22 protein-coding genes are annotated in these 25759 nt (G+C 56.9%); 10 read left to right on the forward strand and 12 right to left on the reverse strand.

The genetic code is table 11. The features are described 5' to 3' along the window. Position 1: 1 nt before the first annotated feature. From ACTQ33_RS09095 to ACTQ33_RS09145, 11 genes are all read right to left on the reverse strand, one after another. On the reverse strand, positions 2-2701 hold the full coding sequence (locus tag ACTQ33_RS09095) for a HAMP domain-containing protein (RefSeq protein ID WP_441464080.1): 2700 nt from the start codon (positions 2699-2701) through the stop codon (positions 2-4). A 73-nt stretch (positions 2702-2774) separates the two neighbouring features. Further along, positions 2775-3905, reverse strand: a complete 1131-nt coding sequence (locus tag ACTQ33_RS09100; protein WP_441464082.1) for a hypothetical protein — start codon at positions 3903-3905, stop codon at positions 2775-2777. 47 nt (positions 3906-3952) lie between these two features. Further along, positions 3953-5716, reverse strand: a complete 1764-nt coding sequence (locus ACTQ33_RS09105; protein ID WP_441464084.1) for a hypothetical protein — start codon at positions 5714-5716, stop codon at positions 3953-3955. Next, positions 5697-8468 carry a hypothetical protein gene (locus ACTQ33_RS09110; protein WP_441464086.1) on the reverse strand — a complete coding sequence of 924 codons (2772 nt, stop codon included), beginning with the start codon at positions 8466-8468 and terminating at the stop codon, positions 5697-5699. The genes ACTQ33_RS09105 and ACTQ33_RS09110 overlap by 20 nt, the downstream gene beginning before the upstream one ends. 57 nt (positions 8469-8525) lie before the next feature. Next, entirely contained in the window at positions 8526-9008 is a 483-nt protein-coding gene (locus ACTQ33_RS09115; RefSeq protein WP_441464088.1) for a phage tail protein, read from the reverse strand. A gap of 13 nt (positions 9009-9021) precedes the next feature. After that, positions 9022-9213: a DUF6760 family protein gene (locus ACTQ33_RS09120; protein WP_441464161.1), complete on the reverse strand. Its 192-nt coding sequence runs from the start codon at positions 9211-9213 to the stop codon at positions 9022-9024. Beyond that, on the reverse strand, positions 9207-9575 hold the full coding sequence (locus ACTQ33_RS09125; RefSeq protein WP_441464090.1) for a phage tail assembly protein: 369 nt from the start codon (positions 9573-9575) through the stop codon (positions 9207-9209). Before ACTQ33_RS09125 ends, ACTQ33_RS09120 begins: the two co-directional genes overlap by 7 nt. A gap of 113 nt (positions 9576-9688) precedes the next feature. Continuing rightward, complete coding sequence (locus ACTQ33_RS09130) at positions 9689-10111, reverse strand: phage tail protein (protein ID WP_441464092.1); 423 nt, start codon at positions 10109-10111, stop codon at positions 9689-9691. A gap of 49 nt (positions 10112-10160) precedes the next feature. After that, positions 10161-11873, reverse strand: coding sequence for a phage tail sheath family protein (locus ACTQ33_RS09135; RefSeq protein WP_441464094.1), 1713 nt, complete (start codon positions 11871-11873; stop codon positions 10161-10163). A gap of 73 nt (positions 11874-11946) precedes the next feature. Further along, entirely contained in the window at positions 11947-12846 is a 900-nt protein-coding gene (locus ACTQ33_RS09140) for a hypothetical protein (protein ID WP_441464096.1), read from the reverse strand. A gap of 253 nt (positions 12847-13099) precedes the next feature. Next, positions 13100-13756 (reverse strand): LytTR family transcriptional regulator DNA-binding domain-containing protein, encoded by a 657-nt coding sequence (locus ACTQ33_RS09145; RefSeq protein ID WP_441464098.1) that lies wholly within the window; start codon positions 13754-13756, stop codon positions 13100-13102. Between the two features lie 1058 nt (positions 13757-14814). On the opposite strand from ACTQ33_RS09145, the gene ACTQ33_RS09150 reads away from it, so the two are divergent. From ACTQ33_RS09150 to ACTQ33_RS09180, 7 genes are all read left to right on the forward strand, one after another. Then, positions 14815-15372, forward strand: coding sequence for a ParA family protein (locus ACTQ33_RS09150; RefSeq protein ID WP_441464100.1), 558 nt, complete (start codon positions 14815-14817; stop codon positions 15370-15372). Positions 15373-15413: 41 nt separating this feature from the next. Next, positions 15414-16391, forward strand: coding sequence for a DUF6744 family protein (locus ACTQ33_RS09155; protein WP_441464102.1), 978 nt, complete (start codon positions 15414-15416; stop codon positions 16389-16391). A 170-nt stretch (positions 16392-16561) separates the two neighbouring features. After that, positions 16562-17050, forward strand: a complete 489-nt coding sequence (locus tag ACTQ33_RS09160) for a hypothetical protein (protein WP_441464104.1) — start codon at positions 16562-16564, stop codon at positions 17048-17050. Between the two features lie 225 nt (positions 17051-17275). Further along, positions 17276-17482, forward strand: a complete 207-nt coding sequence (locus ACTQ33_RS09165; RefSeq protein ID WP_441464105.1) for an excisionase — start codon at positions 17276-17278, stop codon at positions 17480-17482. A gap of 93 nt (positions 17483-17575) precedes the next feature. Then, positions 17576-18763 (forward strand): tyrosine-type recombinase/integrase, encoded by a 1188-nt coding sequence (locus ACTQ33_RS09170; RefSeq protein WP_441464107.1) that lies wholly within the window; start codon positions 17576-17578, stop codon positions 18761-18763. A 74-nt stretch (positions 18764-18837) separates the two neighbouring features. After that, on the forward strand, positions 18838-19935 hold the full coding sequence (gene ychF, locus ACTQ33_RS09175) for a redox-regulated ATPase YchF (protein WP_441464109.1): 1098 nt from the start codon (positions 18838-18840) through the stop codon (positions 19933-19935). A 124-nt stretch (positions 19936-20059) separates the two neighbouring features. Further along, the gene (locus ACTQ33_RS09180) at positions 20060-21316 is read left to right on the forward strand and encodes a diaminopimelate decarboxylase (protein WP_441464111.1); all 1257 of its coding nucleotides are present in this window, start codon (positions 20060-20062) and stop codon (positions 21314-21316) included. Positions 21317-21359: 43 nt separating this feature from the next. On the opposite strand, the gene ACTQ33_RS09185 is transcribed toward ACTQ33_RS09180, so the two are convergent. After that, positions 21360-22964, reverse strand: a complete 1605-nt coding sequence (locus ACTQ33_RS09185) for an ABC-F family ATP-binding cassette domain-containing protein (RefSeq protein ID WP_441464113.1) — start codon at positions 22962-22964, stop codon at positions 21360-21362. A gap of 134 nt (positions 22965-23098) precedes the next feature. On the opposite strand from ACTQ33_RS09185, the gene ACTQ33_RS09190 reads away from it, so the two are divergent. The 3 genes from ACTQ33_RS09190 (at position 23099) to ACTQ33_RS09200 (ending at position 25709) form a co-directional block, all read left to right on the forward strand. Further along, positions 23099-23482, forward strand: coding sequence for an iron chaperone (locus ACTQ33_RS09190; protein WP_441464115.1), 384 nt, complete (start codon positions 23099-23101; stop codon positions 23480-23482). A gap of 168 nt (positions 23483-23650) precedes the next feature. Next, positions 23651-24985 (forward strand): TrkH family potassium uptake protein, encoded by a 1335-nt coding sequence (locus ACTQ33_RS09195; protein ID WP_441464117.1) that lies wholly within the window; start codon positions 23651-23653, stop codon positions 24983-24985. A gap of 73 nt (positions 24986-25058) precedes the next feature. After that, positions 25059-25709 (forward strand): potassium channel family protein, encoded by a 651-nt coding sequence (locus ACTQ33_RS09200; protein WP_441464163.1) that lies wholly within the window; start codon positions 25059-25061, stop codon positions 25707-25709. Positions 25710-25759 lie beyond the last annotated feature (50 nt).

A 25759-nucleotide genomic window follows, 5' to 3' on the forward strand; every position in this document is an offset into this window, starting at 1 on the left:
GTCACCGGCCCTGGGCTGCCTCCGCACGGAGGTGGGCATCACAGCGCATCAGATAGTACATGGCCACCGTGTCGCGCTCATTGGTTTGCAGCACGTCGGCAAATTGCTTCCGGGCCTCGTAATAGTTCCCCTGTTCATAGGCGTGAATGCCCGCTTCAAAGGACGTCCGGGTAACCAGATGCAGTTTCTTCTCATAGGGGTCCATGCCATCCAGGAACTCGTAGAGACTGGGACGCCCGGTGTCCCCGGCGCCGATTTCCCGGCAGTTGAAATAGCAGCTGTCGTCGATGCGTTCCACGGCTCGGGCCGTAATGCTGTAGCGGGTCCCCATCTCTTCCATCAGACTGGTAAGGGCATAGAGGTCCATGATGGTGCCGGAAATGGCCGTAATGGTCTGGCGCTTCCGGTTGCCCGCCACGCCCACCAGCAATTCGTCGGCGGAAATGAGCATTTTCAACTCCACAGCGCTGTTCTCCCGGGCCATGGTTTCCTTGAGGGCAATGGCTGTGTTCAACGCGTCCTGGACCTGCCACGGAAACAGCGCCAGCATACCCGAACCGTCAAAATGTTCGATGATGCCGTGGTTCCGGTCCACCACGTCAAAGACCTTGTCAAAATTCTCATTCATCAGGTCAAAGTACGCCTCGCTGTCCAGTTTCGCGCCGTTCAGGCTAAACTGCACATACAACAGGCTCATATCGCGGATGCTCTTGTCCCGCAAATTTAAATCGGTGACCTTGGTCTTGCCCAGAAGCTGAAACAGCTCCCGGGGAGTAAATTTGATGTACTCATTATTGAGCAGCACCATATTGGAAATGTACTGGTTCAGCTTCTCCGTCATCTGGTTGAAGCTCAGGCCGATATCCGCCAGTTCATCGCCGGAGGTGATCCGGGCCTGTACGTTCCAGCGGCCGGCGCTGATCTCCCCGATGCAGCGGCGCAGCTCTTTCAGGGGGCGGAACGCGCCCAGCAGCACCAGCAGCAGCCAAATTGCCAGCACCACCGCGCACAGCAGCACCGTGATCGCGCCGTAAAAAACCGGGCTCCGGTCCAGGACGGCGGTCAGGGCGTTTTGCTGAGGAACCCGGGCCTCCATCAGGCCCGCCGTCTGTCCGTCCGCCTGGAAAATGGGCTGGAAGCAGCTGATATAGGTCACGCCGCCCCGGTCAAAGGAGACACTGCTGCCCTGGTCCGCGCCATTCAGAATCGTCTCCGCCGTCTCTTCCGAAAACTCCATCCGCAGGGGCGACAGGGTTTTAGCCCACCGGAACGCGTCACGCTCCAGCGTCGTACCGACGCCGTAGCCGTCCTCCCCCTCCAGGGTATAGAGCAGAACGCCCACTTCGTCCATTCCAGAAATCTGTGCCGCGTATTGCCCGGCCTGTTCCAGCTGCTCTTGCAGCGTCTGCCACTGGGCCGCATCCATCTGCCGCAGTTCGTTCCAGTCCAGCGCATTGCCGTCCATCTGCGCTGCCGCTGCACGGGCTGCCGCTGCCAGACTTTGCTGGAGGGCCGCCGTTCGCTCCGCGGTCAGCAGATGCAGCATGGCGGCGGACAATAAGGCCAGCACCACCAGCACCGCAGGCAGAAACCGCAGCAAAATCCGGCCAATCAGTCGGGAGCGGTTGAACGCCACGCCAAGAATCCACCCGGCCAGGGACAGAACTGCCACCGTCCCAAGAAACACCCCCAGGACTTTGGCTACTTCCAGACCGCTCCATCCCCGGTGAATGTTGTCGATGACGCCGGTCTGGTCGCCAAAGCGCACCCACACCGGCTGCTCTCCCCGGAACGCCACTGCTTCCAACCCGCCGTATCCGGCAACCTGGACGTTCCGAAGCTGCCGGAATGCTGTCTCCGTTTGGCTGTCCACCACAGAGTCGGGGCTATACAGCCGTTCCGCCGTATAGTCCGCCGGATTCAGCACATAGTACGCGCCGTTGGTGCGGTCGAGATAATAGAGCCGGTCGTTTTCATCCGCCGACAGCCAGCCCACCAAACTGCCGCTGCCCACCAGGGACGTAAACGATTGACTGCTGCCGTCGGGCATATACGCCGTCAGGCTGCCGCCCCGGTCGGCGCAGACCAGTGTGCCGTCGGACAGGGCCGCGCAGTCCTCCACCGCTTCCGCCTGGTCTCCCAGGTCATAGTTTGCCAGAACCGTCGGCTCCTCCTCCCCGTAGGGGTAGGCGGCAATGACAGAGAATTCTCCCTGATTACAGCACAGGGCCAGCAGGGTTTCTCCCTGTAGTTGCAGCTTGCGAATATACGGCTCCGTGCTGTACTGGGACAGCGCCGACTTGTCCACCTGCATCACATCATCCTGCCGCTGGCCCTGGCTGTTCCAGGTCTGAACCGCTTCGGTCAGAATGATCTCCTGTACGGCTCCGGCGGCGTCCACCCGGCGCTCATACGCCTGTGCGGCAATGTACAGACTGCCGTTGCGGTCCACGACCAAATCCTCATACCGCATGAGATCGCCGTCTTCCGTTTCCCGGTCCAACTGCACCGTCCACAGCCGCCGGCCATCCGGTGAGACCCGGGTCAGCGTCCCCTCGTCGGAAAGCAGGTACAGACTGCCGGCGGCATCAAAGGCAAATGCCTCCGTACCGTCCAGGGCCACCCGCTGTCCGGTGACGGCAAACCACAGGGCTGCCGCCACGCCGAGGAGCACAATGACACTTATTTTGATCCATTTCATACTCGTTTCCCTCATCCCGGACGGTTCCCCGTTTTTTCTGTCCTACGCACAGCGCCGCCGTCCCGGGCGCTGCTCAATCCTTCTGATACTGGGCCAGCTGATCCCGCAGCGGCATCCGCAGAATGGTTCCGGCCTCCAGCGGGCCATCGTCCGTTATGCCGTTGAATCCGGCCACCAGCGGCCCGTAGGCCGCAGAGCCGTAATAGGCAACACAAACGCTGTCCAGCGTATCACCGGACTGAACGATGTAATCCTCCGAACGGAGGGGCGTTGACGGGTCCGGCACGCCGGTAAACGTCACGTTCTCCCGCTCCGGCTCCTCCGGCGGGTCCGTCAGCAGCAGACTGTCCCCCGTCTCCTCCTGGGACGCCACATAGGTGATGGCGCCAATGTCGGAGATGGGGCGGGCCTCCAGGGTTTGCCGTCCCGTGAAGCTGGTAATCAGATAGACTACCAGACAGAGGACCAGCGTCACCATACCTACCCAGGACAGCTGGACCAGACGGGCCTTTTTCCGCAGCACATACGCTTTGAGCGCCTGCACCGGCCCCGTGTCCGTCAATTCTTCCGCCGCCTGCTCCAAATCATGAATCATTGCCGGCAGACTGGGATACAGTCCGGCGCCGCATTTTTTATAGATGGTGCGCAGGGTTTTGTGATACGTCTTTTTCAGTTCTCTGCCCAGCAGAAACTGCATCAGGGAGGCGGTTTCCTCCCACACGCTGCATCCGCTCTCCTCCAGAAAGAACTCGGGATAGAGTAGATACCGCAGGTAAATCCGGTCCACATCGTCCACCAGCAAATTTTCCGGCTGCAACAGGCTGCACACCACCGGCTCCGGCAGATTCCCCGCCGCCGTATAGACCTGGAACAGGGCGGTGGTCAGCAATTGCAGCCGTTTACCCACCGCGCCCCGACAGCCCTCGTACCGTTCCAACAGACTGGGGCCCTCGCAATAGCGAAACACGGCGTAAAACTCCTGCTGCATACTGAACAGCTCCAGAAAGTCGGACCGCTCGCCTCGGCGGCAAAACGCCCCGTAGAGGTCCCGGAAAAAGGTCCGGCTCCGCTTGTCATGGGGAATGCGGTTGACCAGCAGCAATTCCTCGCTGCCCGGATGTTTGGCCACCTGAGCCGTCAGATACAGGGACTGCTCCAGCATTCCCAGATATTGCAGCATCGGACACGCCTGAATCTCCGCCACGCCTTCACCTCCTCTGTCCGTCGCTTTGCCCGAACCATGCCGGGCGGTTACTGCTTGCTGACCACCACATAGGCGCTGGCCCGAATATTGCCGTACTTGGCGCTTTGGGCCTGAATCTCATAGACGCCCTCCGTCGGCGGCGCCGTATACAGGCCGTTGCGGTCGATGCTGCCGCCGTTTTTCTCCACCACGCTCCAGAAGACCTCCTGGGTGGCGCTGCCCTCTACCAGGGCGGTAAAGCGGATTTGCTGCAAGGGCTCCACGTTGGCCGTATTGGGGGTGATGAGGACCGTCACACCGTCGGTGAGTTCCTCCTTTTCCACCGTCTCCTCCTGGGGACGCCAGGCCCACCAGCGCAGACGGATACTCTGCTGGCCCGTCTTTTCCAGGAGCTTCAGTCCCAGCTGCAAGGTGCCTTTCTTCACATTGACCATGGCGCCCACCGAACAGGCCGGGGCCGCCAGGGAAAATTCCTCGGCTGTAAAAACGCCGTCGCCAAAGATCAGCGTTTCATTGCTGCCGTTGTTTTCTGTGTTTTCCACTGCCACGTTCACACACAGTTCCCCTGCGCCGAGTCCGTGGATAAATTCGTGGGAGAAGTAGCTTCTTCCCACCTTGGGGGACATACCCAGCATCACCGTGGCTACGCCGCCGGCAGTGCGGCGCACTGCGTCCGGCTGCCGGTCGTTTTCCTCCCGCCGGGTCTCGGGCACGATGGGCAGACTCTGCACCACCTGCCGCTCCCGGTCCAGATGCTGGAGCAGCTCCAACATCTGTGGATTTGCCAGATATTGATGAAACGGATTGCGCACAACCTTTTCAATCAAAAAGGTATTCTGCGTGGCTACCACATGAAATTTTGCCAGATAGATGGCCTGGTCCTCCCGGGCCGTCAGAAATTCGTCAAAGTGGCGGGTATAGTAGGCTTCCAGCACCACCTCCCGCAGGGGACGTGCCGTCACCTCCACCGATTTGCGCAGGGGCTGTGTCAGGCCCTCGGCCTGATTGCTGCCAAAATAGAGGGCAAAGGAATCGATGGGAACACGGATTTCTGTATAGTCGTCCCGCACCCTGCCGCAGCGCATGGAATAGTCCAGGGACAGTTCTTTCTGGGTGGTCACCTCGGTTTCGACGTACTCCACCTGAACATACTTCTCCCCCTTGGGGCCCTGGAACAGATCGCTTTCCAGACGGAAGGAAAAGCGTACCGGCGCCGAAACCTCCCGCTTTTCAAAGAGGACCCGCACAGGGAACACGTCGTCGGTGTTCACATAGCGGGGAATTTGCAGGGTGATGCGGATACCGTCCTGATCGTAAAGACGGCACAGATCATAGAGCACGCTGTCCACACCCAACAGGGCCCGGTTGGGTTCCCGGGTGGTGAGGAACAGTTCATAGCCCTCCCGCATGCGGTTAAACTCCTGACGGATCCCGTTGCCCTCGGCGGAACCCGCCACGGAAAAGGTGCTTTCGCAGGGCTCCTCCCGGTAGGCAATGCCCAGATAGACGTCGCCGCTGTCCCGGATGGTGTCAAAGCCCCGGATGGTGCTGATGCGCTTGACACAGGGGTCCGGGACCACAATTTCCCGGCCCTGATAGTCCAGGGCCATACCGGCCTCCAGGGAGAAGGTCTGATTGTCCACCAGCAGCACGCCCAGGCCCGCCGCCACACCGGTACCGTGAAGCATCCGGTTGCCCAGACGGCGCTTGTCGTTGAAATACGTCTGCTCGTCCTCAAAGTCCCGGGGCGTCATCAGCTTTCCATAGAAAAAGCGGTTGCGCTCACCGGTACTATATTGCAGATTGTTCATCGCTTGTTCCTCCCGTTACAAATTCGGCCAGATGGGGCGCGCCGGAGGCAGCGGTGCCGTCCAGCACCAGCTCCCTGCTGCCGCCAATCCTGGAGTTCATGCCCAGATAGCAATGCTGTCCCAGCAGTATCTCATGGCGCAGGAACACCAGGTTGCAGATGGCGTCCACCGGTCGGAACGCCTCGATGATTTTCCATAGCTTCGCATAGTCGTCGGCCCCGCCCTGGGCCTCCGGCATCAGGACCGTGACTGTGTGACGGCTGCCGCCGTACAGACGCCGCAGCGTCGCGCCGTCCCGCCGCCAGACCTGGCAGCTTGCCGGTTCAAACTGTTCGATGATGAGCGGCGTTTGGCCTGTGTACAGCTCAATTACCTGCCGCAGCGCCTCCCGGGTACCCTTGATACGGTACTGCACCGGATGCACGATGCTGGCCGGTACTGCTCCCGGGCTCAGCTGCCGGTTTTGCATCGGTACGCCGGGTAGCATTCCCGCTGGTTGCAGGATGTTCCGATATTGGACCGGCTGTACAATGCTGGCCGGAACTGCTTCCGTGCTCGGCTGCCGGTTTTGCACCGGTACGCCGGGAAGAATTCCTGCTTGTTGCAGGATATTCCGATACTGCACCGGCTGCACGATGCTGGCCGGTACTACTCCCATGCTCAGTTGCCGGTATTGCATTGGTACGCTTGGCAGCATTCCCGCTGGTTGCAGGATGTTCCGATACTGGACTGGCTGCACGATGTTGGCCGGTATTGCTCCCATGCTCGGATGCCGGTATTGCATCGGTATGCCAGGAAGAATTCCTGCTCGTTGCAGAATGTTCCGATACTGCACCGGTTGCACGATGTTGGCCGGAACCGCTCCCATGCTCGGCTGCCGGTTTTGCATCGGTGTGCCAGGTGGCATCCCTACTTGTCGCAGAGTGCTCCGGTATTGGACCGGCTGCACGATGTTGGCCGGGACTACTCCCATGCTCGGCTGCCGGTATTGCATTGGTACGCTTGGCAGCATACCCGCTTGTTGTAGGATATTTCGGTACTGGACCGGCTGCACGATGTTGGCCGGGACTACTCCCATGCTCGGCTGCCGGTATTGTGTCAACCTGTCGGGGATTGCGGTGGTATGGTCTATAGCAAATCGATACCGCAATGGCTGAGCATTGCCCGGAAACGGTGCTGCCAATCCAGCCGAACCATGCCAGTGAGCGCGTTCCAATCCGCTCCATATGATAGACTGCCGTACCCAAGCAGCCCCTATCGCCGAGGCACCCGGTAATTCGCCGGACAACATCCAGTGAAAATTCTGTGTGACAGGCGATACCAAAACCGCCCGAACCGGCTGCTGCCGGTGTTCCGTCACGGTCTGATCGGATTCCTCCGGCCTCCCGGACGTCTGCCGGTATACCGGTTCCAGCTTGGAACTTTGGGGATGCTCCATCGATATTTGGGGCGGTTCCGCATGACTGACAGATACCCCGGACCCGGGATGGCTGTCGTGTTCCAACGGCGGCGCCAGTTTTATCGATGTTGTCTCCGGCTGCAACGCTGGTTCCGGCGTCTGCCACCGAACCGGTGTGTCTGCCCGCTCCGTCTGTCGGGCGGATTGCTTCACTCGCTCCTGCTGTCGGATTGGTCCCTCCGACTGCTTTGGCGATGGGATTTGCCTTTCCGCTTGTGTCTGCGGCTGGACCGGTTGTTCCGCCTGCTTTCGCGGCTGGGTCGGCTTTTGCCGTTGCGTCTGTCCCTGGACCGGTTGTTCCGGCTGCTTCTGTGGTTGGACTGGCTTTTGCTGTTGCGTCTGTCCTTGGACCGTTTGTTCCGAATGCTTCTGCGGCTGGTCCGGCTTTTCTGCTTGCGTCTGCCGCTGGACCGATTGTTCCGGGTGCTTCTGCGGCTGAACTGGCTTTTCCGGCTGCGCCTGCCCTTGGACCCGTTGCTCCGGTTGCTTCTGCGGTTGGGTCGATTGTTTTGTCCGTTTTTGCTTCCGCTCCAATTGTTCCGGCGTTCCCAGCTGGGGCTGGGAAGCCGTTGGGCGTTGGAGCGCCTTTCCGCGCTGGATTGCCGATTTCCCGGCTGCCTGGGGCAGCGTTTGGTCCTGTCGGTATTGCAGTCGTTCCCCCGTCGGAACTGCCGGCGTACGAACGATGGCGGTTGGCTGGATTGCCGGGGCGGTTTTCTGTCCAGTCTCCTGCGACGCAAAGACCCGGAGCGACGGTGTCGTCTGTGACCGATCCCCGGACGCCGCGCCGGAAACCGTCCGGCCGGATGGCCGTCCAGACGCCGGAAACGCCGGTCCGGAACGGGAAGCGTTTACCGTCCACTCCGGGGGTCTATTTTCGTTTTTTTTTAATTCCTGGGTCAGCTGGCCCATGGCCCGGCTGAACTCCCCCTCCCGGTAGAGATTGGTACGGATTGCCCGCTCGATCTCCCCGGCCCTGGCCCGCACCGCCCCGTTAGAGGTGGAAAGGACCTGCCGCAGCTGATTGGTCAGCTGGAGGTGCAGAGCCGTCTGACTGCGCAGAAATGTATTATTCTGGTCATAATACGCCCGCAGCTGCATCAGCAAATTGACCACCAACGGCTGCTGGTGGAGTTGCTCCGCCGCCGCGTCCTCCCTGGGCCGAACATGGCGCAGGGACTCCAACCGCAGCGGCGCGGCTGCGTTGTGTTTCCGGAGGATGGCTTCACAGAATCCGGCGTTGTCACCGGTCAGACGGAGCCGCCCAGCCCCCGTGGTCAGGATGCCGGTCACCGGCTGAAATCGTCCGATCGAAATAGTGCCACCCCCTCTCGCCTGCCGGTCCGCGGCTTAAAACAGCGACGGGACCGGGATATTCTTCAATCCTCTGTGGGTAATGGTAAAGGTTTCAATGAGGGGCGTGGACCGGGTGGCATCCAGGTCGCTGACCTCCCACTCCACTACGCCCTGGGAAATAAAAGAGTAAATGGCTTTGATGCTCTGGCGTTCATCCAGCACCAGGATCAGGCCCAGAGCCTTCTGGGCCTCAATGGCCTGGGACCCCGTGTAGCCTGCCAGCAGTCCCAAAATACTGGCTTTACGCATCTGGTAACCCCGTTTGAACGTCAGGCGGTGGGGCTCGGTCTGGGGCTTGGGCAGCAGGATGGGATAATCATTGCGCCCACCCTCGCTGACATAGCTCACCGACCGCTGGCTGCCGATGCCGGAAACGCTCTGGAAGCCCAGCGTCACCGCGTTGAACATCACGATAAATCGCACCGCCACAATGGGGTCATAGTGGCCGCTGCGGGTGACAAAAAACGGTACGTCCATGGGTCCTCCTTACTTAAAAAACGTCGAAGATATTTTTGCCCTGTGTCTGCTGGTTCATCTGATCGTTGATGCCGGAGACCTCCCGGCAGAAGCGCAGCCGCTCCCGGTGCTCCATGTTCATCAACTCCTCATAGCCCCAGTGGAGATAATATCCCAAAAAAGCTATCTCCTCGTAGATACGATCCAGGGGATAGCTTTTTACGATTCCCCCAGGGGCGGCACCTCCACTTTAAACTTCTCGCCGCAGCCGGGGCAGGTGACCTCAATGCGGATGGGCTCCATGGCGTTGATCTGCTGATACAGATTCTGCAAGTAAGCCATGTCCGAAGAGGGCAGCTTTTCAATGATTTTGTTGTCAATGGCGGGCAGGGACCCCAATCGGGTAATTACCCGCGTCATCAATACCACACTGAGGTAGGCGGGATTCTGCTGGACACGGGGGTCCTTCAGAGGCAGAATTTCATCGGCCGCCGTGGCAAACCGCATGGTACCCTCCCGGTGAACCGTTCCCGTTTCATCCATATATCCTCTGGGCAGTGTAAAGGGGTATTCCGTCTGATAGGCCATACTGTTTCGTTCTCCTCACTGTACCGCGCCGCTGCGCGTCCATACTGCTTGACTGACAGATAGAAGGGATGCCGCGCCCCGGTCCTCACCGTTGGGACGCGGCATTATCCTGCTCAGTCAGTTCTGGTCAGACCCTCGTGGGCCAACTCGATGGTCTCAATGGCCACCTCGGAGGAGGTACCGTTGAAATCGGGGGCGGTGTACTTCACCGGCCAGGCGTTGATGCAGCGCCAGGAGGCGGCGGGAGAGCCCTCCTCATCCAGGGCCGTCAGGGTGACGGTCTTCTTCTCAATGGTACCCTCGGTGATATCGATAAGCCAGTCATAGAGCACCATGGTCTCGGAAGCACCCCATTTCAGGGTGATATTGCCGTACTTGATCAGGCCGGGCAGCTTGGTGGGCGTGATGGCGGGGTCGTCGCCGGCCCGATACTCCACCACGTCCATGGTGGCGTCGAAGCCGCTGACCTCGCTGAAACTGCCGGCGTCCAGACCGTCGATTTCCAGACGGAATCTAAAATTTCTATAAGGAAGCACTGAAAACGTCAACTCCTTTTATGTAAACATTGCATCCCGTGGGATCGGCTCATTCGCCGGTCTTCTGGGTCAGACGGAAGATCACAAATTCGGCAGGCTTCACCGGAGCCACGCCGATGACGCAGACCAGTCGGCCGTTGTCGATATCGTCCTGGGTCATGGTGTTGGAGCCGATATTGACAAAGAACGCATCGGCCGTGGTGGCGCCGGCCAGGGCGCCGCTGCGCCACATGCCCTCCAGGAACACTTCGATGGTGCGGCGGACACGAATCCACAGCAGTTCGTCGTTGGGCTCAAAGACCACCCAGTTGGTATTGGCCTTGATGGACTCCTCCAGGAAGATGAACAGACGGCGGACGTTGACATACTTCCACTGGGGCTTGGAGCTGGCAGTGCGGGCGCCCCACACGCGGATGCCCTGGCCCGGGAACCGCCGAATCAGATTAACGCCGTTGGGATTGAGCATATCCTGCTCAGCAGTGTTGTAGGTGACAGCCAGACCGGTGCAGTTCGCCACAGTCTCATTGGCCGGAGCCTTGTGGACGCCGCGGGTGTTGTCGCTGCGGGCATAGATGCCCAGCACAGAGCCGGAGGGCGGAATCAGCATATTGCGCTTGTCCAGCGGATCGAATACCTCCAGCCAGGGATGGTACATGGCACAGTAATCGCTGTCCACGATGTTGCGGTGCTCCATGATCTCCGTGACGCTCTTGGCATCCTTGGGCATATCCAGCACGGCAAAGCGGCTGCCCAGTCCTTCACAATGGGCCACCAGGGACAGCTGCACATTGGGAGCGGTGATACCGGGTACCGCCATCAGGGACACATCGCTGTTGTCCAGGAACGCCTGGATGCCGGTACGGGAACCGGGACCCCTGTCCTCGCCGATGAAGTCGCCGTCGCTGAGCGCCGCAGCGGTACCATTGCTGCCGCCGGTCAGCTGTAGCTTCACCGTGTCTTTGTCACAGCCGGAAGCGGTTTTCACCAGATCGATGGGCGCTACAGGCTCCTCATTGTGGCGGGCCGTCACGTCCACCAGTTCAGACTTGGCCAGAACCTTTTCAATGAAATGAGGGGTGGTAATGTTGAACGAAACGCTCTCATAGCTCTCCACCGTATCCTCACAATGGAGCTCCAGGTTGAGTTCGCAGGTCCGCACGGTGGTCTTGGGCAGAAGCGCCGTATCTACCACCACAGCCGCGCTGAACGGCTTCTCCATGGTGACGTTGTTGCCTTCCACCGCAGAGACAATGCCGTACTCCCGGCCGTCGGGGCCGTTCAGTTCCACCACATCGCCCACATAAAAGTCCGCGGCATTTTTCAGAACGTACCGACCTTCGCCGCCGTCTTCAAGAATCTGGGACTTGGCCTTGCTGGCCGCCGTGACGCTCACCACAATCCGGTTGCCCCAGCTGCCGGGGTTCTTTGCGGTAAATTGCAGCAAATCGCCGCACTTTACCGCCGCCACAGCCGCATCGGAGGGAACCACGCGCATAACATAGGCGCGGGCGCCGCCGTTGGCAAAGAAGTGGTTGACGGCATAGGCCAGATAGCGGTACTCACCGAACTCACTCTTCTGGAGATAACCGCCGAACTTCCGAGTGAAGTCGGAGGCGCTGGACACGAAGACCGGTGAACCGGAAACCGGTCCCTTCTCGGCCAAGCCCACAAAGCCTGCCGTACTGGTACCCACACCCTGCATGGGGGCCGGGCCGCTGTCAAATTCCTCCACATAGACGCCGGGGGACAAATATTCCGCCATAAGTTTCGATTCCTGAGGTCACGGAACCGCCGGAGCGCTGCCGTGCCCGAGAATCCGTTCAACTCCTTTCTGTCTATTCTTGATCAAATTCAGATGGATTGCTGTAAAAAAGGATATCTTCATCCGCCGTGGTTTCCGGCGTCTGCTCCCATGGAAGGGTCTGTTCCGCCTCCATTGTCCGCAGTGGAGAGGCGCTTCCCATGGCCTCCCACTTTTTGCGGATGTAAAGTTGGTAGTCGTCGGTTCGCCGGTTTTCCCTGGCCTTTTCCACGGCTTTGGCAAATTTTTTGCGAAATTCTACCTGCTTCTGCTGCTTGCGGCCTGCAAAGGCCGTAATTCCCGAAGCTGCCGTATGGAGCTGGCTGCGCTGGTCTTGGCTGTCGTGCTCCATCTGACGCAGCTGCCGGACTCGGTTCCGCTCCTGTCCCACTTTCTGAAAGGGCAGCACCCGGTCCATGGTGGTGTCTCCCCCCTCCATGGATGACATCTGCCCCATCCGGCGCAGAACGGTTCTGGGCGTTCTGGCAACATCGCACCGCAATTCCATGGCCCCTTCGGAGAAGGAGTCGTCATTGCTGCGGAACCGCTCCCGGCCCTGCATATTGCGGACCCTGGCCCGGTTCTCCTGAACCTCCCGCCCCTGGGTATCGTTCTCATGACGGACAAAGCTGACAACCGTGTCCTTCTTCTGTGCGTCGTAGCCCACCTCTGCCCGACCCGTGGTCAATTCCACTTCACCGGACAGCTGCGGTTGTTCTTCCCACGGCGCACAAGCCGACGGGCGCACGCTTTTTAGGCGCTGCGCCTTGTCCCGTGCCGGTTTGAAACGAATGGTCTCCGCCATCTCCAAATCCAGATCGTCAATATACTGCCCGGTCTGTTCGTTGCCGGCGGCGCTGACCGTGGCATGATCGCCGGCGGCGCGGGCCCACTTGTTTTTTCGGCGTTCGCGCCGTATGTTCTCTTGGAACATCGTTCGTTTCCCCGCGCTTTCTCCTGCCGTAACAGGCCACGTCATTGGCCTTTTTTGAGAGCCGGACATTTCTTCGACAAAAATACCCTAAATCCTCGCATTTTCATTATAATTTTTCCTTATTTGTTGTCAATAGTTTTGGAACGGATGACCATTCTACCGTAATGAAAAATGCAATTTGTCTGATTTTTTCTATTTTATGGCATATCGACTCGCTGTTTAGTAAAAAAAATAGAAGAGGCCGCTGCCTCTTCTATTTTTCCTCGCATGGCGTATTGTAATGGACTGCCAACTTTTCCCGTACTTCCCGGAATTTCTTTACCGGGATAGGAACTTCCTGTCCATCGGCCAATACGGCACAGTAGGGCCGAATCTGGGTAATATAATCTACATTGAGCACATAGCTGCGGTGTACTGCCATAAATCCCGCCCCTGCAGCCTGGGAAAATTCCGCAATGCTCATACGGGCGTCGATGGACTCTCCTTTGGCTGTCTGAATGATGCAGAACCGGCGGTCAGCTGCCGCAGACACAATCTTCGCCGGCGCCAGGAAGTGCGTCACGCCCTCTTTTCGGTCCGGCACCATGATTCGGCGCATCTCAACCTGTCGACGGTAATGACGCATCATATATTCGCGGGCCATATAACCCATTTCCCGGACCACCGTGGTTCCCGGGTCGATTTTCAGCTCTCCCATAGGATTGGACACATGGAGATGGCGGATCACCAGCTCCCCTTTCACCAGTTCCCATACAAATGTACACCGCTGCTGCACCTGCAAAAAGTAATCCTCACTTGCATCGGTTGTCGTCAGATACCGCCCTGCAATGGTACAGGCGTTACCCGTGTTTTGAATTACAATAAACTCCTGCCCCAGCAGATGGCACCGCTGCAAATGCGGCATGGCCATCCGGCAATCCTCCCGCACCTGTTGGATGCCCTCCAGAAACTGGGATTGTGCCGACGCAATCCAGACTACATCCTCCACACACCGGGATAGGACAAATTCCGCATCTCCCTGTCAATAGTGTTCCAGGCACTGGCGGGTCAACTCCACCGCTTGTGCGACCATCTCCTTGCGCATGGTTTGGCTCCTCCTTGTAAAGTACCTTTATCATATTGTTTTAGAGTACATTTGTCAATCATACAGCCTGGTTTCCCATAGTTCCAAAATAACCAGATTTCTGCGGTAGCAACATACCTGTCGAATGGATATTGAGAATCTTAGAATCCTATGCAATAATAAACTTTTACCCATAACGCTGATCCATTGCAACATGAAACAAGCTACGCCAGCCTGATTGATGCGAGGGCGTAAAAAGGCGTAGGCAAATTTTAGAGGAGAGCAGAAAGCCTTGTAAATCAAGAGTTTTGGGATAGGTATAAGATAAAATGAAATTAGGTATCGTCGCTTAATCGCAATTACCTATATTGCAGTTTATCTCTATAAAACTCCAATTTTTATGTTTTTTCACTGTTTTTCCAAATGTTTTTCGCCATATTTCATTATGTAATTTTATAAAGTCTTATGGCGATTGGTGGAGCAAATGGTGGAGTAATCGACAAGTCTGTTGGAAATGAGTCCCATTGCAACGCAAATAAAAAATTAAAACTTTTATTTTTAAAGGAATTGGGCGAAAATTTTTTGACCTTCAGTTTCTGGGGTGCGATATGACAGAGCGTTCCGTGGAAATTGCAGACAATTGGTTTTCCCCTTCCGATTGATCCCCCCTCATCACGCAATCACAGTTAAAAACAGCTTGACATTTTCTCAATGTCAAGCTGTTTTTCTTGTCATAGATTTTACATTATTTGTAAGATAAAACCAAAATAAAAATTCTAAATTCGTTTTAGTGAAGAAAGTATTTTAAAAAATCCTTTGACAGAAATATTCCTTTGTAGTACGCTCCCAATAGGTACCCCACCACCATATGCCCCACTCTTTTCCGTATCAAGGAGGCAACTTTTATGAGCAGAGCAACCATCATCGCCATCACAAACTCCAAAGGTGGTGTTGGTAAAACAACAACCGCTTTAAACCTTGCTGCCGCACTGTCCGCCAAGGGAAAAACCGTGGCCCTGCTGGACAATGATCCCCAGGGCAATCTCACCGCCGCCTTGGGCTTCACTCCCGGCGAACAGCTGCGTACCCTGGCCAATCTGCTGCTGGCCGCCATTGATTATCCTGAAGATCTGGACCGATATCTGGACTCCTGTATCCTATCTACCCCCATCGGTGCAGACTTGATTCCGGCCAACAAACGGTTGGCAGATGCCGCTGCCCGGCTGCAGGTCCTGCAAATTTCCCAGTACAGTACCTTGCGAGACAATGGACAGCCGTGTGAGCTGATCTTGGCAAAGTTGCTGGAGAAGTTGACACCGCAGTATGAGTATCTCATCATTGACTGCGGTCTGAAGCACGAGCTTCTGACTGTCAATGCACTGGCCGCCGCCGATTATTGCATTATCCCGGTTCAGTCTCATTTTCTGGCCAGCGAAGGCATCCCTGACGTACAAGGGCATTGATGACTATTTATGGAATGAAACAAGAAAAGGAGCCTGATGTTATGAACCAACCCATTTCCCTTCAATCCGTTCTCGGCGCCGCCGCCGGCGAAGAACAGCATATGCTGGGCAAGCTGCTGTATTTTTCCCTGTCCAACCTGCTGGTGAACCGGGAGGAGCTGGCAGCCCTCTGTGATGCCATGGGCCTGCACTACGGCGGCAGCAGCCGCTTATCCGTTGCCGACGCTTTCCGCAGCGCCACCGGCGATGTGCGGGAGCGCATTGTGTGCAAGCGCAACGGCGAGACCCAGATCTACCAGGTCTACTGCCGGGATAACCGCCGCACCGCCCGGGGCGTTCTCTCCCGGGAACTGGTCAAGGAGACGGTAAACCGGCAGACCAACCAATATGAAAAGCTGGCCAACATCTGTTACGATCGGGACAGCTGTACGTTCCACTATGACAATCTGGTTTATGATGCCGATGTGGATGTCACCGGCCTTTGCCGTCGGGCGGAGGAATTGTTTGAGCTGTATCAGACGTGCGCTAACCGGCGGCAGGTGGAGACCATCTGCGTCAACTACATCCGTTCCCTGGAGGCCACCAAGATCAGTATCAACGGCCACCTATTCTTCGTTCCCCGGCACACCATGGGCCGGGTGGACGTACTGGAGGACTTTCTGGCAGAGATCAACCGTCTGAACCGGACCCAGCTGCCCGTGCTGGCCAATTCCATCTACATTCTGGACGATGCCCGGCAGAGGGAAAAGATGACAGCGGAATTCTATGCCGCCGTCAAGAAGGAGATTGCCGACTACCAGGAGCGTGCCGGTTATCTGATCCAGAGCGGTAGTCAAAGCCCCGCTGTTCTGGAACGCTGGGTCGCACGGATCGACGCGCTAGAAGAAAAGAAGCGCCACTATGAGACGATCCTGCGCCGGGAGCTGGACGGGCTGGATGAGGAGTTCAGCGCCTTGCAGCTTTTGTCCCAGGAACTGGCCATCCGGGCTCGGGGGCTTCGATTTCAAAAGGCCGCGTGATTGACCGTTCTTCCAAAAAAGAAAATCCTGTTCATTTCCCTGTTTCGACAGAATAAATAGTGTGCATCTGCTATGGTTATGACAGCAAAACACCCCATTTCCCTAATATTTTCCACTTTTTTACAATTTCACACGGATTGCTGCTCGTAACAAAAATGGGAGGTTACACTATGCAAGAAACGGTACGGAAACAGGTGGAAACCCTTTTGAGGTCGTATCCCGAACTGCTCCGCAAGGTCGAGTTGCTGCGATACGAATTGAATCATTCCGCCGCCATCTCTCCCCAGGAGATGATGGAAGCCATGGCCTTTGCCAAATCCGACGGCATGGGCCATGGCACCGGCGAGATCTCCAACAAGACGCTGTACATCGCTATGAGCTACCAGGACGCCGCAGAACGCATCAATATGGAAGCCGTAGAGGAATTGGTGGAGCGTCTGGTCCCTATGGAACGAACGCTTCACCGGCTGGAACACCATCTGCGCCTGCTGTCCACCCCAGAGCAGGAGGTTATCCGTCTGTGTTACTTTGAGCAGAAATCCCTGCCGGATGCCGCACAGGCTATGTCCACTTCCGTCTGGGCCGTCCGAAAACAGCGGGATGCTGCCGTCACCAATCTGGCCAATATGTATGCCTTTGTGGCAGGTCCCAACCTGTAGATTCAGAGTTCGCAGGAAAACACACGATATTCACACGAAATACACAGGATATTCGCACGGGGTGTGTACTTGATTCCACATGGCGTCATGTGGTATGATTAAGCTACCAAAATTGAAAGCTCCCCACCCGATTATCGAGTGCCGGGAGCTTTTTCCTGTCCAGAATTCCATAAACAAGCTACTGCTTCCTGCCATCTATTGTTTATTCAGAAAGGACGGAATATCATGTCTCATGAAATTGAAACCATCCCGATTCATCAAAAAATGACATTGACCATACGGGAAGCCGCCGCCTACAGCAACATCGGCATCAACAAAATCGACCAGCTGCTGCGAATGCCCGGTTGTCCCTTTGTCCTGTATGTGGGTACCAGAAAGTTGGTAAAGCGCCGTGAATTTGAGGAATATATCAGCAGCAAACTGGCTATTTGAGCATCTTTTTTCTATTGAGAAAAAAGGGATCCCGTGATACAATGGGTAAAGTTGCACGGGACTCTTTTCCTAACATCAGGAAAGGAGATCACCATGGGAAAAAATCTCAAAGGCCGGGAGATCGGCAAAGGTATTTGCCAACGCAAGAACGGATTATACTGTGTCCGCTATGTAGACCGATGCGGCAAGCGTATAGAGAAAAATTTCTCTACACTTGCTGCGGCTCGCAACTGGCTGGCAGATATGCAGAAGCAGCAGATGGAGATTCAGCAGCAACCCCTGCCAACATCCATGACAGTTGATGCTTGGTTCGACTACTGGATCAGCAATCTGGTATCTGACTTGTCTCCCAATACGTTGCGAAACTACCGGGAGCGGTATTTTCGTAACGTTCAACCCATTATCGGCAGCATGCTGCTGACCGACGTCAAACCCATGCACTGCAAGACGGTTCTCAATGCCATGGAACAAACGTATGCCGGATCGACCATTCGACAAGCTTACATCACTATGGGTACGCTTCTCAAGGCTGCTGTGATGAACGACTTATTGGATAAGCATCCCATGAATGGTGTGCGCTTTTCCAAACCTGTTCGTGCTGTGGACAATATCCGGTATCTCACCCGTGAGCAGCAGGCGCAGTTTTTAGCTGTAGCCTGGCGTTCTCATAATTACCGACAATATGCACTGATCCTGGAAACCGGCCTTCGTACTGGTGAGCTGATTGGGTTGACCTGGGACAATATTGACTGGGAAAAGCGTACCTTGACTGTCAGCAAGACCCTGGAATATCGATACCAGCAACGTAGCTGGCGGGCAGGTCCTCCCAAGTCCAAGCAGAGCTATCGTACGATTCCTCTTACCCAGCGCGCCTATGAATTATTGCGGGATGAAGAAGCCATGCGAGAGTTCCGCAAGCAATCGGAGCTTTTGTCCCAGCAGCTGGAATACATGGATCGTCGCACCGGCACAATGGTTTCTATGCAGATGTCCGATTTGGTTTTTATCAACTATCGAACCGGGGAGCCGGCCAAAAACAGTTCCTATGACACACATCTCTATAAGCTGTGCGAAAAAGCAGACATTCCGCATTTCTGTATGCATGCTCTGCGCCACACTTATGCAACTCGTGCCATAGAAAGTGGTATGCAGCCCAAGGTTCTGCAGATGCTTCTGGGTCACTCCAGCATCAAAACAACCATGGATCGGTACGTTCATGTAACAAATGCATCCATGACCGATGCCGTTCGGCAGTTTGAGACAGAAAACCAATGGGCGTAAATTGGTGGAGTTATGGTGGACTAATCACTTTCCATACCCCGCAAACGCCCTATTATCAAGGAGTTGTAGAAAAAATGAAATTAGGTATCGTTGGACTGCCCAACGTGGGCAAGTCCACCCTGTTTAACGCCATCACCAACGCCGGCGCGGAAGCCGCCAACTACCCCTTCTGCACCATCGACCCCAACGTGGGCATGGTCACCGTACCGGACAAGCGTCTGGAGTGGCTGCGAGACCAGTTCCAGCCCAAGAAGTTCACCCCCGCCGTCATCGAATTCGTGGATATCGCCGGTCTGGTCAAAGGCGCATCCAAGGGCGAGGGTCTCGGCAACAAGTTCCTGTCCAACATCCGTTCCACCGACGCCATCGTCCATGTGGTCCGCTGCTTCGACGACCCCAACATCACCCATGTGGAGGGTTCCACCAATCCCCTGCGGGACATTGAGATCATCAATCTGGAGCTGGTCATGGCCGACATTGAGATGGTGGAGCGCCGCATCGAGCGGGGCCAGAAAGCCATGAAGGGCGGCGATAAAAAGATGGCCCACGAGGTGGAGTTGTTCAAGGCCCTGCTGGAGCATCTCAACGAGGGCAAGTTGGCCCGGACCTTCCCCTGTGAGAAGGATGACGCGGCCCTGATTGCCACCTCCGACCTGCTGACGCTGAAAAAGACCATCTACGCCGCTAACCTGGACGAGAACACCGTGGCCGACCCCACCTCCAGCGAGCACTACAACGCCGTGTGCAAACTGGCCGAGGAGGAGGGCTCCCAGGTGCTGCCCATCTGCGCCAAGCTGGAAGCCGACATTGCCGAGCTGGACGATCCGGAAGAAAAAGCCCTGTTCATGGCGGACCTGGGCCTGGAAGAATCGGGCCTGGATAAGCTGATTCAGTGCAGCTACAGTCTGCTGGGCCTGATTTCCTTCCTGACGGCGGGCAGCGACGAGTGCCGCGCCTGGACCATCAAAAAAGGCACCAAGGCCCCCCAGGCCGCCGGTAAGATTCACACGGATTTCGAACGCGGCTTCATCCGGGCCGAGGTCATCTCCTTCGAGGACATGCAGGCCTGCGGCTCCATGGCCAATGCCCGCACCAAGGGCTTGGTCCGTTCCGAGGGCAAGGAGTATGTCATGAAGGACGGCGATATTGTCAACTTCCTGTTCAACGTATAAAATGGACAAATACAGTCATACTGGGAGGTACGGATTTTGTCCGTGCCTCCCATTGACTTTTTTCGACCTTTGCACTATAACTATTTACAGTATTAGTTTAAAATATAGACAGGAGTTTTTGGCCATGAAGACGCCCTTTGTCACCCTGCAGCAGGTGCAGGAGATCGTAAAAACATACCCTACCCCCTTTTACCTCTACGATGAGGCCGGTATCCGCAATTGTGCCCGCCGTCTCAAGGCCGCCTTTGCCTGGAATCCCGGTTTCCGGGAGTATTTCGCCGTCAAGGCCACGCCCAATCCCCAGATTTTGAAGATTTTGCAGGAGGAGGGCTGCGGCACCGACTGCTCCTCCCTGACGGAACTGATGATGTCCGACCGGTGCGGCTTCTCCGGCAGCGACATTATGTTCTCCTCCAACGACACCCCCGCCGAGGAATTTCAGCTGGCGGCCAAGCTGGGGGCCACCATCAACCTGGACGACCTGACCCATGTGGACTTTTTGCAGAAAACTCTGGGCTATATTCCGGAAACCATCTCCTGCCGCTATAATCCCGGCGGCGTGTTCCAGCTGGGTGAGAGCAAAGAGGGCTTCCAGGTCATGGACAACCCAGGAGAAGCCAAGTACGGTATGACCCGTGCCCAGCTGACCGAAGCTTTTACGAAGCTGAAAGCCATGGGGGCCAAGCGGTTCGGCATCCATGCGTTCCTGGCCTCCAACACCATTTCCAACGAGTATTACCCGGCGCTGGCCCGGATTTTGTTCCAGACCGCCGTGGAATTACAGCAGGAGACGGGCTGCCCCATCGCCTTTATCAACCTGTCCGGCGGCATCGGCATTCCCTACCGTCCCGAGCAGCCGGAAAACGACATTGCCGTCATCGGCGAGGGCGTCCGCAAGGCCTACGAGGAAATTCTGGTCCCGGCGGGCATGGGCGACGTGTCCATTTTTACAGAGCTGGGGCGGTTCCTGCTGGGGCCTTATGGCTGCCTGGTGACGAAGGCCGTCCATGAGAAGCACACCTATAAGGAATACATCGGTGTGGACGCCTGCGCCGCCAACCTCATGCGTCCGGCCATGTACGGCGCGTACCATCATATAACGGTGCTGGGCAAGGAGAATGCCTCCTGTGACTACACCTATGATGTGACCGGCTCTCTCTGTGAGAACAACGACAAATTTGCCATAGACCGGCAGCTGCCCGAAATTGATGTGGGCGACTATCTGGTGATCCACGATACCGGCGCCCACGGCTTTGCCATGGGATATCAGTATAACGGCAAGCTGCGCTCGGCGGAGCTGCTGTTGCAGGAGGACGGCACCGTTCGTCTCATCCGCCGGGCCGAAACTCCCGACGACTATTTCGCCACGTTGGTGTGGTGACAAAAACCCGTGCACCGCAACTTGCGACGCACGGGTTTTTTATTCAGCCTTCCGCCAGATGGCCGGTCTTCTCCAAATACTCATCGTAGGTGCCGCGGAAGTCTGCCAAGGTACCGTCGGTGCCAAAATCAAATATCCGGTTTGCCACAGTCTGTACCAGCTGATGATCGTGGGACGCCACCAGCACATTGCACTTGACAGCCTCCAGGCCGTTATTCAGGGCGGCAATAGACTCCAGGTCCAGGTGGTTGGTGGGCTGGTCCAGCAGCAGGACGTTGGCGCCGGACAGCATCATCTTGGACAGCATGCAGCGGACCTTTTCACCGCCGGAGAGCACCTTGACCTGCTTGTACACGTCGTCGCCGGAGAACAGCATCCGGCCCAGGAAGGTCCGCAGGTAGCTCTCGTGGGGGTCGGGAGAGAACTGCCGCAGCCACTCCACCAGATTGTCGTCGTTGTCCTGGAAATAGGTCGTGTTATCCTTGGGAAAATAGGAGTAGGTAGCCGTCTGGCCCCACTTGACGGTTCCCTCGTCGGGCTCCATCTCCCCGGTAAGAATCTGGAACAGGGCCGTCTGTGCGTTCTCATTCTCGCCCACAAAGGCAATCTTGTCGCCGTGCTGGACGGCAAAGGACACCTTGTCCAGGACCTTGACCCCGTCGATGGTCTTGCTGACGTCGGTGACAAAGAGGATATCCTTGCCCACCTCCCGGTCGGGAGTAAAGCCCACCCAGGGGTAGCGGCGGGAAGAACAGGGAATCTCCTCTACGGTCAGCTTGTCCAGCAGTTTCCGTCTGGCCGTAGCCTGGCGGCTCTTGGACTTGTTGGCCGAGAACCGGGCCACAAATTCCTGCAATTCCTTGATTTTCTCCTCATTGCGCTTGTTCTGGTTGCGGATCAGTTGCTGCACCAGCTGGGAGGATTCATACCAGAAGTCGTAGTTGCCCACATACATTTTAATCTGGTTGTAGTCGATATCGACGATATGGGTGCAAACCGTGTTGAGGAAGTGGCGGTCGTGGCTGACCACAATGACGGTGCCGGGGAAGTCCAGCAGAAAATCCTCCAGCCAGTTGATGGCGTCGATGTCCAGGTTGTTGGTGGGCTCGTCCATCATCAGAATGTCCGGGTTGCCAAAGAGCGCCTGGGCCAGCAGGACCTTCACCTTGAGGCGGGCGTCCATGTGGGCCATGAGGGTTTCGTGGAACTCGGTGCCCACGCCCAGACCCTGCAAAATCCGGCTGGCGTCGGATTCTGCTTCATAGCCGCCCAGTTCAGCGTATTCGGCCTGGAGATCGGCGGCCCGCAGGCCGTCTTCATCGGAAAAGTCCTCCTTTTCGTAGAGGGCGTTCATCTCCTTGCCGATCTCATAGAGGTGCAAATTGCCCATAACCACCGTGTCCATGACGGTGTAGTCGTCGTACTTGTTCTGGTCCTGCTTCAGAACAGACATACGGACGTTGGGCAGGATGTGGACCTCGCCGGAGGTGGATTCCAACTCGCCGGAGAGGATGCGGAGGAACGTGGACTTGCCGGCGCCGTTGGCGCCGATGATGCCGTAGCAGTTGCCTTGGGTAAACTGCAAATCCACATGGGAAAACAGCGGCTGGCCGCCGTACTGTAAGCTCAGATCGGATACTGTAATCATCGTAAATCTCCTTGAAACCGTAATTAAAAACACGATATCACAAAACGGTCAAAAAATCCAGTCCTATTCCCTGCCGCCGTATAAAATTCACAGTTTTGTTGCAAACTGTTATAAAAACGACAGGAGTGAACCGTATGGACGTCTTTACCAACTATCTCGCCCGCATCCAAAACCCACAGCAGCGGGACTGCATGGCGGGGCTGCTGCAATGGATGGAGGACCAGTTCCCGAAATTGACGCCGCGGCTGTCGTGGAACCAGCCGGTGTACACCAGCCACGGGACGTTTATCATTGGGTTTGCCCGGGCCCGCCACTACTTATCGGTGGTACCGGAGCCACAGGGCATCGCCCATTTCCGGGACACCATCGAGTCCAGGGGGTACAGCTGCTCCAATGAGCAAATCTGTATGCGGTGGGATATGCCCCTGGACTATCATCTGCTGGAAGCGCTGATTCGATACAATTTAAAAGAAAAGGCCGGATGCCATACCTTCTGGCGCACACCCCAGCCGTCCTAGCCCCAAGGCCGCCGTCCCCACCCCCTCACGGGTGGCGGACGGCGGCTTTCTGCCTGCATCGTTTTTTCTTTCCAAAAAGCGAAAATCTATATACCCCTTTTACATCTTTTATAGTATAATGACTGTTACCAATACTTCCGGCAACGAACCGGCAAGGAGAATCATCCCATGTGGTTACGCAAACAACTGAAAAAACTGTCCTCGGCCCAGGTCATCAGTCTGGGCTTTGCCCTGGTCATCCTCCTGGGCAGTCTGCTGCTGATGCTGCCCTTCGCCACCCGGGACGGCCAGGGCGCCCCATTTTTTGACGGGCTCTTTACCGCCACCTCCGCCGTCTGTGTCACTGGCCTGATCCTCCACGACACCGCCACCTACTGGACGGAGTTCGGCCAGTTTATCATCATTCTGCTGATTCAAATCGGCGGTCTCGGCGTGGTTACCGTGGCGGGCGCTTTCGCCGTTCTGTCGGGCCGCCGCATCGGCCTTATGCAGCGCAGCACCATGCAGGAGGCCATTGCCGCCCCCAGCGTTGGCGGCATCGTCCGGCTCACCAATTTTATTCTGAAGTCGGTCTTTGCCATTGAACTCATCGGCGCGCTGCTGCTGTTTCCCGGCTTCTGGAAGGAATTCGGCTTTCTGCGCGGATTGTGGTACGCCGTATTCCACTCCATTTCCGCTTTCTGCAATGCCGGTTTCGACCTCATGGGCGTCAAAGCTCCTTTTTCTTCCCTCATGTCCTATGCCGGTTCCCCGATGGTGAATTGCACCATTATGGCCCTGATCGTTGTGGGCGGTATCGGCTTCCTCACCTGGGACGATATCCGCACCAACCGCCACCATCTGCGGAAATACCGGATGCAGAGCAAGGTCATTCTCACCGTCACGGCGCTGCTCATTGTCCTGCCCGCCGTCTATTTCTTCTTTTTTGAGTTTGGACGGGAACCCCTGGGGCGGCGGATTCTGTTGTCCCTGTTCCAATCGGTGACGCCCCGGACCGCCGGGTTCAACACCGCAGACCTCAACGCCATGAGCGAGACAGGTCAGAGCATTATGACCATTCTCATGCTCATCGGCGGTTCCCCCGGTTCCACTGCCGGCGGCATGAAGACTACCACGGTGGCGGTGCTGCTGGCGGCGTCCATCGCCGTGTTCCGCCGCCGGGAAAGCGCCCACTTCTATGGCCGCCGGGTGGCCGATGAAGCCGTCCGCAACGCCGCCACCATTTTAATGATGTATCTGGTGCTGTTTCTGCTGGGTTCCCTGGCCATCAGTCGCATGGAGGGGCTGCCCATGGTGGACTGTCTCTTTGAGACGGCGTCGGCCATCGGCACTGTTGGCCTGACGCTGGGCATCACGCCCCTGCTGTCCTGGGTCTCCCAGCTGATTCTGATTCTGCTGATGTTCTTCGGCCGAGTGGGCGGACTAACGCTGATTTTTGCCGCCATGGCTGGCATGCAAAAGCCCCGGGCCAAGCTGCCCCAGGAACGCATTACCGTGGGCTGACGTGTTGTATTGCGGGCAATACCGCACCATTGTACGGTGCTGCCTGAAAAATTTGGAGGAATTACATACTATGATGAAAACCATTCTGCTCATCGGACTGGGCCGCTTCGGCCGCCATATTGCCCGGAAACTCAACGAATTGAACCACCAGGTCATGGCCGTGGACCAGAACGAGGATCGGGTCAACGCCGTACTGCCCTATGTCACCAACGCCCAGATCGGCAACAGCACCAGCGAGGAGTTTCTCTCCTCCCTGGGCGTCCGCAACTTCGACGTCTGCATTGTAGCCATCGGCGACAACTTCCAGAGCTCTTTGGAAACCACGTCCCTTTTGAAGGAGCTGGGCGCACCCAAGGTGGTGGCCCGGGCGGCCCGGGACGTGCAGGCCAAGTTTTTGCTGCGCAACGGCGCCGACGAGGTGGTGTACCCGGAAAAGCAGATGGCCATTTGGACCGCCATCCGGTTCAGCTCCGATCACATTGCCGACTACGTCTCCCTGGGCGACGACCACGCCATTTTCGAGGTGACGGTCCCGGAGGGCTGGGTGGGTAAGTCCATCGGCCAGCTGGATATCCGGAAGCGGTACAATGTCAATCTGCTGGCCATCAAGCAAGGGGGCCGCTTTGCCATGACGGTCATCACCCCCGACACGCTGCTGCCCGCCAACAGCACCATTCTGGTTTTGGGCACCCACCGAAACATTCAAAAGTGTTTTCATATCTGACCCCCACCGCCGGAGCCGTCTGCCTCCGGCGGTTTTGTATTCTCTGCACA

Origin of the sequence: Candidatus Avoscillospira sp. LCP25S3_F1, from assembly GCF_052117125.1 — a bacterium.
Taxonomy (GTDB): domain Bacteria; phylum Bacillota; class Clostridia; order Oscillospirales; family Oscillospiraceae; genus Avoscillospira_A.

Bases quoted from the DNA above. Each gene is read 5' to 3' on its own strand.
- ACTQ33_RS09095 (WP_441464080.1), bottom strand. From the start codon at position 2,701: ATGAAATGGATCAAAATAAGTGTCATTGTGCTCCTCGGCGTGGCGGCA.
- ACTQ33_RS09155 (WP_441464102.1), top strand. From the start codon at position 15,414: ATGAACCAACCCATTTCCCTTCAATCCGTTCTCGGCGCCGCCGCCGGC.
- ychF (WP_441464109.1), top strand. From the start codon at position 18,838: ATGAAATTAGGTATCGTTGGACTGCCCAACGTGGGCAAGTCCACCCTG.
- ACTQ33_RS09125 (WP_441464090.1), bottom strand. From the start codon at position 9,575: ATGGCCTATCAGACGGAATACCCCTTTACACTGCCCAGAGGATATATG.
- ACTQ33_RS09195 (WP_441464117.1), top strand. From the start codon at position 23,651: ATGTGGTTACGCAAACAACTGAAAAAACTGTCCTCGGCCCAGGTCATC.
- ACTQ33_RS09150 (WP_441464100.1), top strand. From the start codon at position 14,815: ATGAGCAGAGCAACCATCATCGCCATCACAAACTCCAAAGGTGGTGTT.
- ACTQ33_RS09140 (WP_441464096.1), bottom strand. From the start codon at position 12,846: ATGTTCCAAGAGAACATACGGCGCGAACGCCGAAAAAACAAGTGGGCC.
- ACTQ33_RS09145 (WP_441464098.1), bottom strand. From the start codon at position 13,756: ATGGCCATGCCGCATTTGCAGCGGTGCCATCTGCTGGGGCAGGAGTTT.
- ACTQ33_RS09170 (WP_441464107.1), top strand. From the start codon at position 17,576: ATGGGAAAAAATCTCAAAGGCCGGGAGATCGGCAAAGGTATTTGCCAA.
- ACTQ33_RS09135 (WP_441464094.1), bottom strand. From the start codon at position 11,873: ATGGCGGAATATTTGTCCCCCGGCGTCTATGTGGAGGAATTTGACAGC.
- ACTQ33_RS09180 (WP_441464111.1), top strand. From the start codon at position 20,060: ATGAAGACGCCCTTTGTCACCCTGCAGCAGGTGCAGGAGATCGTAAAA.
- ACTQ33_RS09200 (WP_441464163.1), top strand. From the start codon at position 25,059: ATGAAAACCATTCTGCTCATCGGACTGGGCCGCTTCGGCCGCCATATT.
- ACTQ33_RS09115 (WP_441464088.1), bottom strand. From the start codon at position 9,008: ATGGACGTACCGTTTTTTGTCACCCGCAGCGGCCACTATGACCCCATT.
- ACTQ33_RS09105 (WP_441464084.1), bottom strand. From the start codon at position 5,716: ATGAACAATCTGCAATATAGTACCGGTGAGCGCAACCGCTTTTTCTAT.
- ACTQ33_RS09190 (WP_441464115.1), top strand. From the start codon at position 23,099: ATGGACGTCTTTACCAACTATCTCGCCCGCATCCAAAACCCACAGCAG.
- ACTQ33_RS09165 (WP_441464105.1), top strand. From the start codon at position 17,276: ATGTCTCATGAAATTGAAACCATCCCGATTCATCAAAAAATGACATTG.
- ACTQ33_RS09185 (WP_441464113.1), bottom strand. From the start codon at position 22,964: ATGATTACAGTATCCGATCTGAGCTTACAGTACGGCGGCCAGCCGCTG.
- ACTQ33_RS09160 (WP_441464104.1), top strand. From the start codon at position 16,562: ATGCAAGAAACGGTACGGAAACAGGTGGAAACCCTTTTGAGGTCGTAT.